Genomic DNA, 14,045 nt, shown 5'->3' with positions numbered 1-14,045 from the left:
AGCTGCGGCGGTTGCACGTTATGCAACGTGACTGAAAACTCAAACGAAAATAGCAGGTTTTGCGGTAACCGGGCAGCCGCAAGCCACTTCGCATGTTTCTTCGGAAACAGCGGGATCGAAATCGAACCTTTAAACGTTAAGCCATCGAGGGTGACAACAGGATCGATACAGGAGAGGATCATGACGACCATCACCACCGCCGCAACGCGCGAACCGCAGGTCAACGCCGCCTTGAAACCGGTGCTTTATACCGTCTTTGCGGCGAAACTCGTCGTCGCTGGCCTGCTGGTCGCCGCCGTCAACCTGCCGACCCCCTCGGCTCATGCCGATCAGACGGTCGTCGCAGGCGATTTCTGAGTTTCTACTGTCTAAAGCCGGCATCAATGCCTATATGCCTCTTCAGTTTTCCCAAAGGAGAGGCGTATGGGCATGCTACAGGCCGGGGTCGTCCCGGTTACTCCCTTCCAGCAGAATTGCACGGTGCTGTTCGACACCGACACCAAGGAAGGCGTCGTCGTCGATCCCGGCGGTGATGTCGAGGTCATCCTGCAAGTGCTCAAGGAGAACGGCATCGACGTCAAGGCGATCTGGCTGACCCATGGCCATATCGACCACGCCGGTGGCGCCGACGAATTGCGCGAGGCGCTCGGCGTCAAGGTCATCGGCCCGCACAAGGACGACCTGCCGCTGCTCAGCGGCCTCGAAAAGCAGTCGAAGATGTTCAACGTGCCGATGGCGGTGCGCAACGTCGTGCCGGACCAGTGGCTTGACGACGGCGACACGGTGTCCTTCGGCGACCATGTCTTCGAGGTTTATCATTGCCCCGGTCACGCGCCCGGCCATGTCATCTATTTCAACCGCAAACAGGGCTTTGCCCATCTCGGCGACGTGCTGTTCAGCGGCTCGATCGGCCGCACGGACCTTCCCGGCGGCGATCACCGGCAATTGCTGGATTCGATCCGCGACAAGGTTCTGCCACTCGGCGATCAGGTCGGCTTCATCTGCGGTCACGGCCCCGGCGGCCAGATCGGCGAAGAGCGCCGCACCAATCCTTTCCTGCGTGGGATATGAACAAACAAAAAGCGCCGGCTTTCGGCCGGCGCATGGGATCGTCGTCGCTCCGTTTCGGCTCAGCCGACGGTGCAGAAGTGCTCACGGCCATCATAGCCGATGAAGGTGCCTGTGCCGGGGTCGAAGCTGCGATAGCGCTGCGAGCAGTACCGGCGCCAGGCCGGCGACCAGGGGCGCAATTCGCGCACCGGCTGAACATAGCCGGGATCCTCGACATAGACGCGGGCGCGGGGCTGATAGACCGGAACCGGCTCCACGTAGTCGGGTTCGACATAGACGGGGCCTTCCTCGACATAACGCGGGCGGCTGGCAAGCGCCGAGCCGAGCAGCACGCCGGCGGCAAGGCCTGCCGCGCCGAGCGCCACGCCATCACCGTGATGATGGCGGCGGTAATAATCCCCAGCTGTTGCCGGTGCGATCGACGTCAACGTCGCCGCCGCGACGGCAACGGACAGAACGGCGGATTTGATCATCGCATGCATCATTCTTTTCCTCGTTCAGCGGGCGACCGTGTCGGCCCTTTCGATGAAGCCAACCCTATGCTCGCCATCCTGAACGAAGCCTGAATGACAAAACCCGGCATTTCTGCCGGGCTTCAACTCGAAATAAAATGCCTCGGCGGAGGCTCAGCCGGCGATCTGCAGATTGACGGCCTTCGGGCCCTTGCCACGACGATCCGGTTCCGTGTCGAAGCTTACCTTCTGGTTTTCAGACAGTCCCGACAGGCCGGAAGCCTGAACGGCGGAAATATGCACGAAGATATCGGCGCCACCGTTGTCCGGTTTGATGAAGCCGAAGCCCTTATCGGTATTGAAGAATTTTACAGTGCCAGTCTCGGCCATGCGTCAGGTCCTTTTCTCTCTGCCCGTGTCAGACCGGGCAGCATTACTATCTTGCCCTAGCGGGCGTGGGGCAGGCAGTTCTCGAAATGTGAGGAAAGGGTCCCGTGTTACCGCGAACCGTGAAACGACTTTCCCATGGGATCGTCTTCACTGGATCGCCCGGATCTTCTTGCGTCTCCGGCGCGCATTCATTGTTAAGGTCTTCCCAATGTTCGTAAAATGCCCGAACAGTCGCACAGTGAGGCCATTATTAAAAATTGGCAAGCAAAACTTTTACGATGTCCCTGTGCGGAGGGCGTCTCGCCATGGCGATCTTTTCAACGGTTCTACACTGCACGGATCAAAATTGCCGCGCAAGGGGACAAAAACGATCGCCAGCGATGCATTTCTGTCCCGAAAACGCAATAAAATCGCGTCTTCCACCCTCGACGCGTGTTTTCCAGAAAATCACGATGACCGGGGCGGAGGATTGTTTAACCGTAAAATTCCACAGGATTTCGGTCAAAACCGGTGCGTTTACAGCGGTCTGACTGGCCGTAGTTGTCGCCGCTGGCCGGCAGGCCCTTATCCATCAGGGCGCGAAATGCGACTGTCCGGCGGCCAGTTTCAGCCACAGGTCCAGATGCGCAGATCGGATAGGATTTTTTCGCCGCGCGCGGGTCGATTTCCGCATCGCCGAATGCCGGCGCAGCGCGCCGGCCTCGGGGCGGGGGCGAAAATCCTGTCACTGTAACGCGTTTATGCTTGAAAGACCGGGCCAAGTCCGACATAGAGCATCACGCCGGCCCTGGCGTCCGAGCCAGACAATCCGGCGGTTTTCAACAGATCCAGGATCGATCACCATGGCCTTCCTTGCCGACGCCCTTTCTCGTGTAAAGCCTTCCGCCACCATCGCCGTGTCCCAGAAAGCGCGCGAGCTGAAAGCCAAGGGACGCGACGTGATCGGTCTCGGTGCCGGCGAGCCGGATTTCGATACGCCAGACAACATCAAGCAGGCGGCCATCGACGCGATCAATCGCGGCGAGACGAAGTATACGCCGGTTTCCGGTATCCCGGAACTGCGCAAGGCGATTGCCGCCAAGTTCAAGCGCGAGAACAATCTCGACTATACTGCGGAGCAGACCATCGTCGGCACCGGCGGCAAGCAGATCCTGTTCAACGCCTTCATGGCGACGCTGAACCCGGGCGACGAAGTCGTCATCCCGACCCCTTACTGGGTTTCCTATCCGGAAATGGTCTCGCTGTGCGGCGGCACGCCGGTGTTCGTGGCGACCACCCAGGAAAACAATTTCAAGCTGAAGGCCGAGGATCTGGACAAGGCGATCACCCCGAAGACTAAGTGGTTCGTCTTCAACTCGCCGTCCAACCCCTCGGGCGCGGCCTATTCCCATGACGAGCTGAAGGCGCTGACCGACGTGCTGCTCAAGCATCCGCATGTCTGGATCCTGACCGACGACATGTATGAGCACCTGACCTATGGCGACTTCAAGTTCGCCACCCCGGTCGAGGTCGAGCCGAAGCTCTACGACCGCACGCTGACCATGAACGGCGTTTCCAAGGCCTATGCCATGACCGGCTGGCGCATCGGCTATGCCGCAGGTCCCCTGCAGCTGATCAAGGCCATGGACATGATCCAGGGCCAGCAGACCTCGGGCGCCACCTCGATTGCCCAGTGGGCCGCCGTCGAGGCGCTGAACGGCACCCAGGACTTCATTCCGAAGAACAAGAAGGTGTTCGAAGGCCGCCGCGATCTGGTCGTCTCGATGCTGAACCAGGCCAAGGGCATTTCGTGCCCGTCGCCGGAAGGCGCCTTCTATGTCTATCCGTCCTGCGCCGGCCTGATCGGCAAGACCGCGCCGAGCGGCAAGGTCATCGAGACGGATGAGGATTTCGTTTCGGAACTGCTGGAATCGGAAGGCGTCGCCGTCGTCCATGGCTCGGCCTTCGGCCTCGGTCCGAACTTCCGCATTTCCTACGCCACCTCGGAAGAGCTGTTGGAAGAAGCCTGCAAGCGCATCCAGCGTTTCTGCGCCAACTGCAAGTAAGCACCGTCTTTTTTATCGTTCAGGCGGGCGGGCCCATCGGTCCCGCCCGCTTTTTTGTTGATTACAACCCTATGGCCGTCAGCATGATGAAGGTGGCGAACAGGATGAAATGCGTCATGCCCTCGATGGCGTTGGTCTCGCCGTCGTTGAGGTTGATGGCGGCGGCGATCAGGGTGATGCCGACCATGACCGTCTGGGTCGGGGTCATGGCCATGACGAAGGGCTGGCCGGTATAGAGCGCGATGGCCTCCATCACCGGAACGGTGAGGATCACCGTCGACAAAGACGCGCCGAGCGCGATGTTGACCACGGCCTGCATCCGGTTGCGCAAGGCGGCGCGCATCGCGGTCATGATTTCGGGGGCGGCGGAAATGGCGGCGACAACGATCGCCATCAGCGCCGGCGGCGCGCCGCTGCCTTCCAGCCCGTGATTGAGCAGCGCCGACATGGTTTCCGCCAGCACGCCGATGAGGATGACGCCGAACAGGATGATGGCGACAGCCGCCGTCGTCGAGCTTTCCTCTTCTTGTTCATGTGGGCCTGCGCCGGTCCTTTCGCGTCGCGGATAGGCATAGGAGAAGAAATAGCTGTGCTGCCCCACCTGCATGCGCAGGAAAAGGGTGTAGAGCGCGATCATCGCGACGATGGTGAATGCGGAATAGTAATGCCATTTGTCGACGGGTACGAATTCCGGCACCACCATGGAAATGCCCATCGCCGTCAGGATCATGACGCTGTAGGTCTTGCCGCTGTCGTCGTTATAGGGCTGCTCGCCATGCTTGATGCCGCCAAGCAGGGCAGCGAGGCCGAGAATACCGTTGATATCCAGCATGACCGCTGCGTAGATCGTGTCGCGCACCAGCGTCGGCGACTCCTGGTTGTTCATCATGATCGCCAGGATGATCACCTCGACCAGCACGGCTGAGAGCGTCAGGATCATGGTGCCGTAGGGGTCGCCGACCTTGACGGCCAGCACCTCGGCCTGATGGGCGACCCGCATCGAAGCGATGACGATCAGCACGATCAGGCCGCCCGCGGCAAGCAGCGCCACCAGCCGGCCGGCCTCGACGAGCTGGTGCTCGAACAGCATGGCAAGGATGGCGCCGAGAACCGGCAGGAGAAGCAGGCGTTCCTGTCTGGCGATAGTCAGCATGATGTGGCGTCGGTCCTCTCTTGTGTCCGGCAATGTAAGGCACGGGCGGGTCGCTGCAAGCCCGGGCGGGGAGTATTTGCAGTTGTCGGATTTTGATGAGATAGTCGGTCTCGTTCAGGCCGTTCGCGGTGGGTCTTACCCGTCGGCGGACAAGGCCGATCGCAGTCTGCCCGCTTCGCTGAGCGGCGGGCGCTGCCGAGCCCTCGCGGCCCGCGTCTCCATCCCTGGCGTGGCCGCCCGGGCGGACGCCATGGCGGGCCTTTCCACGCCGTCATGGGGCTTTTGGCGCATTGTCCGGGATCGGAGTGCCCGGATCGTGGACGGCGGATGCCGGGCGATGAGGTCGCGTGTTTCCATCGCCGGATCCGGCGCGGCGCGTCACCGGTTCGAAGGAGGTGAACGGAATGGTTAAAGTGGTTTATGAAGTGGTGCCGCATGACGGTGGCTGGGCCTATCGGCTCGGCGACGTTTATTCGGAGGCGTTTCGCTCGCATGCGGAGGCGCTCGAAGCAGTGCGCATCGTCGCGGCCGAGCAGAGCGTTGCCGGCGAGGCCTCGGTCATCAGCTACCAGGACAAGGACGGCGTCTGGAAGCGCGAATATGACGACGGCAGCGACCGGCCGGAGCCGGAGATCGTCGACGCGATGTTCCGCGGCCGCGCCTTTCGCGCCGGGTCCACCGACGCCTGATCAGGACGCGATGAACGTCTTCAGGCCCTGAACCAGGGCATCGAAGACGAGCCGGCAGCGGCGCGCGCTTTTCATGTCCTCATGCATGACGACATGAGTTTCGAGCGGCAGGTCGATTTCTTTCGCGAACAGGCGCACGAGATCGGGCTCGCGGCGCGCCAGCGGCACCTGGCAAAGGCCTATGCCCATGCCGGCGCGGATGGCGGCAAGCTGCGCCAGATTGTTGTCGCTGCGAAAGGCGAAGCTCAGGCCCGACAGCATCGGCAGCGCGTCCATCGCCGCGCGGATGAAGGCCGTCTCCCGGTCGAAGCCGATCAGCCGGTGGCGGGCGAGATCGTTGGGGGTTTCAGGCATGCCGTGCCGGTCGAGATAGTCACGGCGCGCATGCAGGCCGAGCGCAACAGGGCCGACAGTGCGCACCAGCAGCACCTCCTGCCTCGGCGCGGTCATGCGCACGGCGATATCCGCCTCGCGGCGCAGCAGATCTTCGATTTTGTCAGAGAGCGACAATTCGACCGTCAGGCCGGGGTGTTCGCCCTGCAGCGCGGCTAGGATCGGCGGCAGCACCTCGACGCCGACGACATCGCTGGCGCTGATGCGCACGGTGCCCGAGATGCCGTCGCGTTCGCCGCTCGCCATGCGCATGAGCGAGGCGGCGGTGGTCGCCATCAGCTTCGCCTGCGGCTGCAATCGACGTGCCGCCTCGGTCGGCAGCAGGCCCTGTTGCGAGCGGGTAAACAGCGGCAGGCCGAGATGGCGCTCCAGCGCCTCGATGTGGCGGCCGGCAGTCGGCTGAGTCAGGCCGAGCGCGCGGGCGGCAGCCGAAAGCGACCCTTCCTCCAGCACCGCCAGAAAGGTGCGATACCAGTCCCAGTTCGAAAGATCCGTTGCCATGCATTTTTGTATAGCAGCGCCAGAATTTTCCGCAATTTCGTTTATCGCGGATTGGACGATACTGGCTTCATCGACAATGGAGATGACGGTCATGACGCAGAACACGCAACAGGTGGCAACGGCCTTGGTCCTGGGCGCGACCGGCGGCATCGGCGGCGCGGTCACCGGGGCGCTGCTGTCTCGGGGCTGGCGGGTGAGGGCATTGACCCGCCGCGCGCCACAGGAAATGGCGCGCAAGCGGCCGGAGATTTCATGGGTTTCCGGCGATGCCATGGATGCCGGCGCGGTGCTGGCGGCTGCGGAGGGCGTGTGCCTGATCGTCCATGCCGTCAATCCGCCCGGCTATCGCGGCTGGGACAAGCTGTCGCTGCCGATGCTGGAAAACACCATCGCCGCGGCGCGCGCCGTTGGCGCCCGCATCCTGTTTCCCGGCACGATCTACAATTTCGGGCCGGATGCGTTGCCGAACCTGACGGAGGACAGCGCGCAGCATCCGGTGACCGGCAAGGGCGCGGTGCGCGCCCGCATGGAAAAGCGGTTGCGGGCGGCGTCGGCCACCGGCGTGCCGGTGCTGATCGTCCGCGCCGGCGATTATTTTGGGCCGAATGCCGCCAACAACTGGTTCGGGCAATTGCTGGTGACGCCGGGCAAGCCGGTGCGTTCCGTCACCTATCCCGGCCGCAAGGGCGTCGGCCACCAATGGGCATACCTCCCGGATGTCGCCGAAACCATGATGCGCCTGGTCGATCGCCGTGCCGAACTGCCGGATTTCGCCGAATTCCAGATGGAAGGTTTCTGGGATGCGGACGGTACGCAGTTGATCGCCGCCATCGGCCGGGCGGCCGGCGCGCCGCCCAGGGTCAAATCCTTTCCGTGGTGGCTGCTGCCGCTTGCCGCACCCTTCGTGCCGTTCTTCCGCGAATTGCGCGAGATCCGCTATCTCTGGCAGATGCCGGTGCGGATGCGCAACGACAGGCTCGTCGCCTTCCTCGGCCAGGAACCATGCACCCCGCTGGACGAAGCCATGCGCACGACGCTCACCGCACTCGATTGCCTGCCGCCGGCTCCCCCGGCGCACGCAGGCCGCCAGCCTTCGCTGCGGCTGCCCGCTTGATGCCTGCAAATGAAAACCGGCCCTTGTTTTGAGGGCCGGTTGGATTGATCGTAAAGCTTTCGTCTCTTTCCACGTCATGCTGGGACACGCCCGAGCATGCGTGGAATAGATCTGGAAATCTCAGGCCAGCGCCGGATAGTCGGTGTAGCCGGCTTCCTTGCCGCCGTAAAAGGTATTGCGGTCCGGCTCGTTGAGGGCGGCGTGTTCGCGCAAGCGGCGCACGAGGTCGGGATTGGCGATGAACAGTCTGCCAAAGGCAACGAGGTCGGCGCGACCGCTTTCGACGGCGTCCGCAGCGCTTTCTCGGTCATAACCGTTGTTGACCATCCAGGCGGCCTTGCCGCCGGCGGCGCGGTGGGCCTGCTTAAAGGCGGCGTAATCGAAGGGCTTGTCGCCCTGCTGGTAGTCGCGCGCACCGCCGGTCGCCCCTTCGATCACATGAATATAGGCGAGGCCGAAAGCGGCCAGCTTTTCAGCCACATGATTGAAGATCGGCTGCGGATCGGGTTCGGAGGCGTCATTGGCGGGTGTTACCGGCGACAGGCGGATGCCGACGCGGCCGCCGCCGATCTCGCGGGTCACGGCCTCGACCACCTCAAGCACGAAGCGGGCGCGGTTCTCGATCGAGCCGCCATACTGGTCGGTGCGGTGGTTGGTGCCCGAGCGCAGGAACTGGTCGATCAGGTAGCCATTGGCGGCATGCAGTTCGATGCCGTCGAAGCCGGCCTCGATGGCGGCGCGGGCGCCCTTGCGGAAATCATCGACGATGCCGGCGATTTCTTCCGTGCCGAGCGCGCGCGGCGCCGAAGTCTCGGTGAAGGTGCCGTTGCCCTTGTCGTCGATGACATAGGTTTTGCTCTTGGCGGTGATCGCCGAGGGCGCGACCGGCGGGGCGCCGCCCGGCTGCAGGCTGACATGCGAGACGCGGCCGACATGCCAGATCTGGGTGACGATCTTGCCGCCCGCCGCATGCACTGCGTCGGTTACCTTCTTCCAGCCGGCGATGGCTTCCGGCTTGTAGAGGCCGGGGACATCGGCATAGCCCTGGCCCTGCTGGGTGATCGGCGTGCCCTCGGTGATGATCAGGCCGGCGCCGGCGCGCTGGCGGTAATATTCCACCTGCAGATCGTTGGGAATGGCGTTCGGAGAGCGGTTGCGCGTCAGCGGCGCCATGACGACGCGGTTGGCAAGGGCGATATCCCCAATGGTGATGGGATCGAAGAGGCTCGTCATTGTCTGACCTTTCATTGAAATTCGGTTGGTCATTCGGATCGGGTTGGGAGGGGCCGGCTTTCGCCGGATTCGAGGAGGCTCGACAGCTCCGCCAGAAAGGCGGCGATGGTGGCTTCGTTGCGGCGATAGAAAATCCACTGGCCGAGCCGCTGCGACGTCACAAGGCCAGCGCGTTGCAGCACGGCCAGATGCGACGACACCGTCGATTGCGACAATCCGCAACGCTCGAACTGGCTGGCGCACACGCCGAGGTCGAGCGGATGCGTCTGGCTGGAAAAATGCAGTTCCGGTTCGCGCAACCACAGCAGGATCTGCAGCCGGGCAGGGTGGGCGAGCGCCTTGAGGATGTCGTCGGTGTTCATCATGCGGCTCAATGATATATCGCGATTTATCGATATATGTATCGATGAACTTCGATATGGCAACTCACGACAGCGTGATCGATGGATGGCGCAGAAGAAATGCGGGCAAAAAAAGAGGGCCGTTGGAGTGTCTCCAAGGCCCTTTTAAGTGTGAAGGTTCTTCAACCTCCAGAGGGGAACAGCTAGTGCGGCGGCACTGGGAGGAAAAAGCCGCCATGTGCATTAGCTGCCTTTCATATGGTCGATTTTTGTGCAGGGCACAACGAGCGAAAACGCAGGGCAGCCATGCATTTTTAACCGGTTGGTAAAGAAACTGGCATCGCTGGCAAAAAAAGAGGGCCATTGGAGTGTCTCCAAGGCCCTTTTAAGTGTGAAGGTTCTTCAACCTCCAGAGGGGAACAGCTAGTGCGGCGGCACTGGGAGGAAAACCGCCATGTGCATTAGCTGGGTGCAATATGGTTGATTTTTGTGCAGGGCACAATGAACGAAAACGCGGGGCGGCCATGCATTTTTTGACCATCTGGTAAAATCGTCACTCGCATTGCGGACGGCAGCGTAAGCCAGACTGAACGCAAGAGAGCAAAAAAAATGGGCCGCCGGAAAATTCCGCGGCCCGTAAGTGTGAAGGTTCTTCAACCTCCAGAGGGGAACAGCTGCTGCGGCGGCACTGGGAGGAAAAAGCCGCCATATGCATCAGCTGAGGGTGATATGGTGTGTATTCAGGCAGGTTTCAAGAGGCATTTGCGCATGGCTGTCATGCGGAAACCGCAACTCTCCAGGCGTGGCGATCGATGAAAACTGTCGCGAAAGTTGTTTTTAGCCTCGGAAAACTGCGATAAATCCATGTAATCAATCGATAATATCGGGTTGTGTCACGGGCGTCCGTGCTGCGGAGGCGACGCAAACCTGCTTTTTAAAAATTCCAGTTGCGGGCCTTGGAAACGATGAAATCGCGGAATGCCTTCAGCTTTGCGGCGTTCTTCATTTCGTCGGGATAGCAGAAATAGGTGTCGAAGGACGGCACATCGGCATTGATGGCGAGCTGGATGAGGCCCGGATCGCGCCCGACGATATAATCCGGCAGGCAGGCGATGCCGATGCCGAGCAGGCAGGCGCGCTTGATCGAAGTCTGGCTGTTGATTTGCAGGTGCGGCACCCGCTTGTTGTCCGACGAACGCCCGGCGACTTCCAGCCAGTTGACGTCGAGCAGATAGTTCGGCGCCGGTTCGCCGAAGGAGATGATCCGGTGATTGTCCAGGTCCTCGATCGACTGCGGCTCGCCATAGCGGTTGATATAGGAGGGGGCGGCATAGACGTGCATATGCACGGTGAACAGCTTGCGCTGGATAAGGTCCGATTGCTGCGGCTGGCGCAGGCGGATGGCGCAATCGGCATGGCGCATGTTGACGTCCAGTTCCTCGTTGTCGAGGATCAGTTGGATCTGCACATCCGGGTAAAGCTGCAGGAATTCCTGAATCTTGTCGGTCAGCCAGCCCTGGCCGAGCCCGACCGTCGTGGTGACGCGCAGGCGGCCGCTTGGCTTCTCCGTGGTTTCCGTGAGTTGCATCTTCACGGTTTCAAGCTTGAGCAGCACTTCATGGGCGGTGCGGTACAGCAGTTCGCCCTGTTCTGTGAGGATCAGGCCGCGCGCATGGCGATGGAAGAGCTTGACGCCGACATCCTGCTCCAGCGCGCTGACCTGACGGCTGATGGCGGATTGCGAGAGGTGCAGCTTGTCGGCCGCATGGGTGAACGAACCGGCCTCCGCCGCGGCATGAAAAATCCGCAGCTTGTCCCAGTCCAGCGGCATTCCTGCGCCCCTCATGATTCCCCCTTAAAGCATTTCCTGGAAAAGTGTTTAACGGTTTTCCACCCCGGAAATGCGCAACTCTACTCGGCCGCGATGGCCACGGTTTCGATGCCGGCGAGATAGCGCTCGGCCTCGAGCGCCGCCATGCAGCCCATGCCGGCGGCGGTGATCGCCTGCCGGAAGGTGTCGTCGGTGACGTCGCCGGCGGCGAAAACGCCCTCGACGGTGGTCGCCGTCGAATCCGGCGCCGTCCAGATATAGCCGTTCGATTTCAGCCTGATCTGGTCCTTGAACAGTTCGACCGCCGGCGCATGGCCGATGGCGACGAAGACGCCGTCGATCGGCATTTCGGTGATGGCGCTGGTTTTCGTATCGCGCAGCCTGGCGCCGGTGACCGACGGCGGCATCGGCGGTTTGGCCGGCGTGCCGGTGATTTCGGCAATCTCGGTGTTCCAGAGAATTTTGACGTTCTCCTTGGCAAACAGCCGTTCCTGCAGGATTTTTTCGGCGCGGAAGCCCTCTCGGCGATGCACAACCGTCACGCTGCGGGCGATGTTCGACAGATACAGCGCCTCCTCGACGGCGGAATTGCCACCGCCGACCACGATCACATCGCGGTTGCGATAGAAGAAGCCGTCGCAGGTGGCGCAGGCGGAAACGCCGAACCCCTGGAAGTGCTGCTCGCTTTCGATTCCCAGCCACTTGGCCTTGGCGCCGGTGGCGATGATCAGCGTATCCGCGGTCCAGTTTTCACCCGAATCGGTCTTCACCGAGAAGGGGCGATGGGAGAGTTCGACCGAGGTCACGAGGTCGTTGACGATCTCGGCACCGACATGGGTCGCCTGCTTGAGCATCTGCTCCATCATCCACGGACCTTGGACGGGCTCGGCATAGCCCGGATAATTCTCGACATCGGTGGTGATCATCAACTGGCCGCCTTGCTCCATGCCAGCGATCAGCACCGGCTTCAGCATGGCACGCGCCGCGTAGATGGCGGCCGTATAGCCGGCCGGGCCGGATCCGATGATCAGGACCTTGGTATGACGGGCGTTCATAATCGTTCCTTTCGAATTCGTCGCGCGCTCGCGCCGGCGCGTCAGGCATGAAGCCGCCCGTATATGGGGCTCAGTTTACGATTGCTCCATGCAAATATTCAAGGGCAGGGTTGCGTTAATAACAGGGCTTTTGGCACGCGGTAATAATCGGTCGCAACAGGGACACATTCTTGCGTATCTCGCGACTTCGTTTAAAAGAAACGAAAAGATTCTGGAGACCTTTCCGGTGCGTGCCGAACTCGATGCCATTGACCTTAAAATCCTGCGCGAATTGCAACGCGACGGGCGGATCACCAATGTAGAACTGGCCGACCGCGTCGGCATCTCCGCGCCCCCCTGCCTGCGGCGGGTGCGCAAGCTTGAAGAATCGGGCATCGTCGAGGGCTATCACGCGATGCTGAATGCGCCGGCGCTCGGCTTCGACCTCGTTGCCTTCTGCATGGTCGGGCTTAAACACCAGTCCGAGGCCAATCTCAAGGCCTTTGCGGCCGCGACCACCGAATGGCTGTTGGTGCGCCAGGCGTGGATGGTTTCGGGCGACAGCGACTTCCTGCTGCATTGCGTGGCCGAAAACCTGACGCATTTCCAGGATTTCGTGATCGAGGTGCTGACCGCCAACGAGCATGTGGACACGGTGCGCACCATGCTGACCATCCGCCAGGTCAAAAAGATCGGGCTGGTGGAAATCTAGGCCGGAGTGAGGGCCGGTAACGGCTCTCCGCGCAGCAGCGCTTCATAGATGGCGCCGATCGCCAGGGCCTCGCCCTCGATGCTGAAATTCTCGATGACGTGATCGCGTCCGCGCGCGCCCGCCTGTTCGCGGCGGGCGTCGTCATCCATGAAGGCGGCGCTTGTCGCTGCCATGGCGTCGAGATCGGCGGCGGGAATGACGGCGCCGATCTCCGATTTACCGTAAATCACCAGTTCCGGGAAGGCACCGACATCGGTCGCGACCACAGGCACGGCGCTGGCCATGGCTTCCAGCGGCGTCAGGCCGAACCCTTCCCAGCGCTGCGGGGCGATGAACAGGTCCAATGCACGATACCAGTCATTGATATTGGTGTGCTCGCCGACGAACAGGATACGATCCGCCAATCCCGCCGCCGCGACGCGCTGCTTCAATTCGGTTTCGAAGCCGGCATGCTTGGCGGTGGCGCGGCCGGCGATGACGGCGATCCAGTCCGGCCGCGCGGGCAGCAGGCGGATCATCGCATCGACGAACAGATCCGTGCCCTTCTGATGGCGGACGCGACCGAAGCAGCCGGCAACTTTCTTCGCCGGATCGAGGCCGAGCGCGCTTTTTGCCGCGCCCCGGTCGGCAGGCGGGGAGAACCGCGTGGTGTCGATGCCGTGGCGGATGACGGTGTTGGGGACCGTGAGGTAAGCGGCGGTGCGGGCGCTGGTGGCGATCACCGCATCCATGCGGCCAACCAGAAATTTCGTCCAGCCGCTATGGCGCCGCTGCGAGGCGGAGGTGAAGACGATCTTCAGCGGCATGCGCAGGAGGTCGCGCAGCATGAGCGCCGGCAGCATCTCGATGTTGCGGCGGGCATGCCAGACGCGCCGACGCCGCCGTGAAGGCGGCGTCCAGAAACGCAGGAGATCGGAAAAAGAGATACACGGCAGGCCGGCGGGCAGGCCGGGGCCGAGTGTGGCGATGCGCTGGCCGAGTCGCGCCTGCACCGGCACCAGCTGGATGATCGTCGAGGTCACTCCCGACAGCCGCCGCTTGAAGTTCGGCGCGACGATCTCGACCTCGCTCACATCACTCACACGA

Annotated in this window: 15 protein-coding genes; 6 read left to right on the top strand and 9 right to left on the bottom strand. The window is 62.1% G+C overall.

Going from position 1 to position 14,045, the window contains the following annotated elements; genetic code table 11:
* The first annotated feature begins 180 nt into the window (after positions 1-180).
* Together P7F60_RS06745 and P7F60_RS06740 are read left to right on the top strand one after the other, a co-directional pair.
* Positions 181-357: a hypothetical protein gene (locus P7F60_RS06745; protein ID WP_277916941.1), complete on the top strand. Its 177-nt coding sequence runs from the start codon at positions 181-183 to the stop codon at positions 355-357.
* 72 nt (positions 358-429) lie between these two features.
* Positions 430-1,071, top strand: a complete 642-nt coding sequence (locus P7F60_RS06740; RefSeq protein ID WP_277917199.1) for an MBL fold metallo-hydrolase — start codon at positions 430-432, stop codon at positions 1,069-1,071.
* A 59-nt stretch (positions 1,072-1,130) separates the two neighbouring features.
* On the opposite strand, the gene P7F60_RS06735 is transcribed toward P7F60_RS06740, so the two are convergent.
* Positions 1,131-1,553 (bottom strand): BA14K family protein, encoded by a 423-nt coding sequence (locus P7F60_RS06735; protein WP_277917198.1) that lies wholly within the window; start codon positions 1,551-1,553, stop codon positions 1,131-1,133.
* 144 nt (positions 1,554-1,697) lie between these two features.
* Positions 1,698-1,913, bottom strand: coding sequence for a cold-shock protein (locus tag P7F60_RS06730; protein ID WP_003494703.1), 216 nt, complete (start codon positions 1,911-1,913; stop codon positions 1,698-1,700).
* A gap of 842 nt (positions 1,914-2,755) precedes the next feature.
* On the opposite strand from P7F60_RS06730, the gene P7F60_RS06725 reads away from it, so the two are divergent.
* A complete protein-coding gene (locus P7F60_RS06725) occupies positions 2,756-3,958 on the top strand; it encodes a pyridoxal phosphate-dependent aminotransferase (RefSeq protein ID WP_277916940.1) in 1,203 nt (400 codons plus the stop codon).
* A 61-nt stretch (positions 3,959-4,019) separates the two neighbouring features.
* Here P7F60_RS06725 and P7F60_RS06720 read toward each other — a convergent pair whose 3' ends face one another.
* Complete coding sequence (locus P7F60_RS06720; RefSeq protein ID WP_277916939.1) at positions 4,020-5,111, bottom strand: calcium:proton antiporter; 1,092 nt, start codon at positions 5,109-5,111, stop codon at positions 4,020-4,022.
* 404 nt (positions 5,112-5,515) lie between these two features.
* On the opposite strand from P7F60_RS06720, the gene P7F60_RS06715 reads away from it, so the two are divergent.
* Complete coding sequence (locus P7F60_RS06715; protein ID WP_277916938.1) at positions 5,516-5,800, top strand: DUF2188 domain-containing protein; 285 nt, start codon at positions 5,516-5,518, stop codon at positions 5,798-5,800.
* Here the strand turns inward: P7F60_RS06715 and P7F60_RS06710 are convergent, their stop codons facing one another.
* Positions 5,801-6,694 carry a LysR family transcriptional regulator gene (locus P7F60_RS06710; protein WP_277916937.1) on the bottom strand — a complete coding sequence of 298 codons (894 nt, stop codon included), beginning with the start codon at positions 6,692-6,694 and terminating at the stop codon, positions 5,801-5,803.
* A 91-nt stretch (positions 6,695-6,785) separates the two neighbouring features.
* On the opposite strand from P7F60_RS06710, the gene P7F60_RS06705 reads away from it, so the two are divergent.
* Positions 6,786-7,808, top strand: coding sequence for an NAD-dependent epimerase/dehydratase family protein (locus tag P7F60_RS06705; RefSeq protein WP_277916936.1), 1,023 nt, complete (start codon positions 6,786-6,788; stop codon positions 7,806-7,808).
* Positions 7,809-7,928: 120 nt separating this feature from the next.
* Here P7F60_RS06705 and P7F60_RS06700 read toward each other — a convergent pair whose 3' ends face one another.
* The 4 genes from P7F60_RS06700 to trxB form a co-directional block, all read right to left on the bottom strand.
* Positions 7,929-9,041, bottom strand: a complete 1,113-nt coding sequence (locus tag P7F60_RS06700) for an alkene reductase (RefSeq protein WP_277916935.1) — start codon at positions 9,039-9,041, stop codon at positions 7,929-7,931.
* Positions 9,042-9,070: 29 nt separating this feature from the next.
* A complete protein-coding gene (locus P7F60_RS06695; RefSeq protein ID WP_277917197.1) occupies positions 9,071-9,403 on the bottom strand; it encodes a metalloregulator ArsR/SmtB family transcription factor in 333 nt (110 codons plus the stop codon).
* Positions 9,404-10,316: 913 nt separating this feature from the next.
* Complete coding sequence (locus tag P7F60_RS06690; RefSeq protein WP_277917196.1) at positions 10,317-11,213, bottom strand: LysR family transcriptional regulator VtlR; 897 nt, start codon at positions 11,211-11,213, stop codon at positions 10,317-10,319.
* An 80-nt stretch (positions 11,214-11,293) separates the two neighbouring features.
* Complete coding sequence (gene trxB, locus P7F60_RS06685) at positions 11,294-12,268, bottom strand: thioredoxin-disulfide reductase (RefSeq protein ID WP_277916934.1); 975 nt, start codon at positions 12,266-12,268, stop codon at positions 11,294-11,296.
* A gap of 226 nt (positions 12,269-12,494) precedes the next feature.
* Between trxB and P7F60_RS06680 the strand changes: the two genes are divergently transcribed.
* Positions 12,495-12,959 (top strand): Lrp/AsnC family transcriptional regulator, encoded by a 465-nt coding sequence (locus P7F60_RS06680; protein ID WP_277917195.1) that lies wholly within the window; start codon positions 12,495-12,497, stop codon positions 12,957-12,959.
* Here the strand turns inward: P7F60_RS06680 and P7F60_RS06675 are convergent.
* Positions 12,956-14,041 (bottom strand): glycosyltransferase family 4 protein, encoded by a 1,086-nt coding sequence (locus tag P7F60_RS06675; protein ID WP_277916933.1) that lies wholly within the window; start codon positions 14,039-14,041, stop codon positions 12,956-12,958. The two genes, P7F60_RS06680 and P7F60_RS06675, sit on opposite strands and share 4 nt — an antisense overlap.
* Positions 14,042-14,045 lie beyond the last annotated feature (4 nt).

Origin of the sequence: Rhizobium sp. YJ-22 (genome assembly GCF_029601685.1) — a bacterium.
Lineage (GTDB): Bacteria > Pseudomonadota > Alphaproteobacteria > Rhizobiales > Rhizobiaceae > Metarhizobium.
Note: the sequence above shows the minus strand (reverse complement) of the source record. Positions and strands in the feature narration are given on the sequence as shown.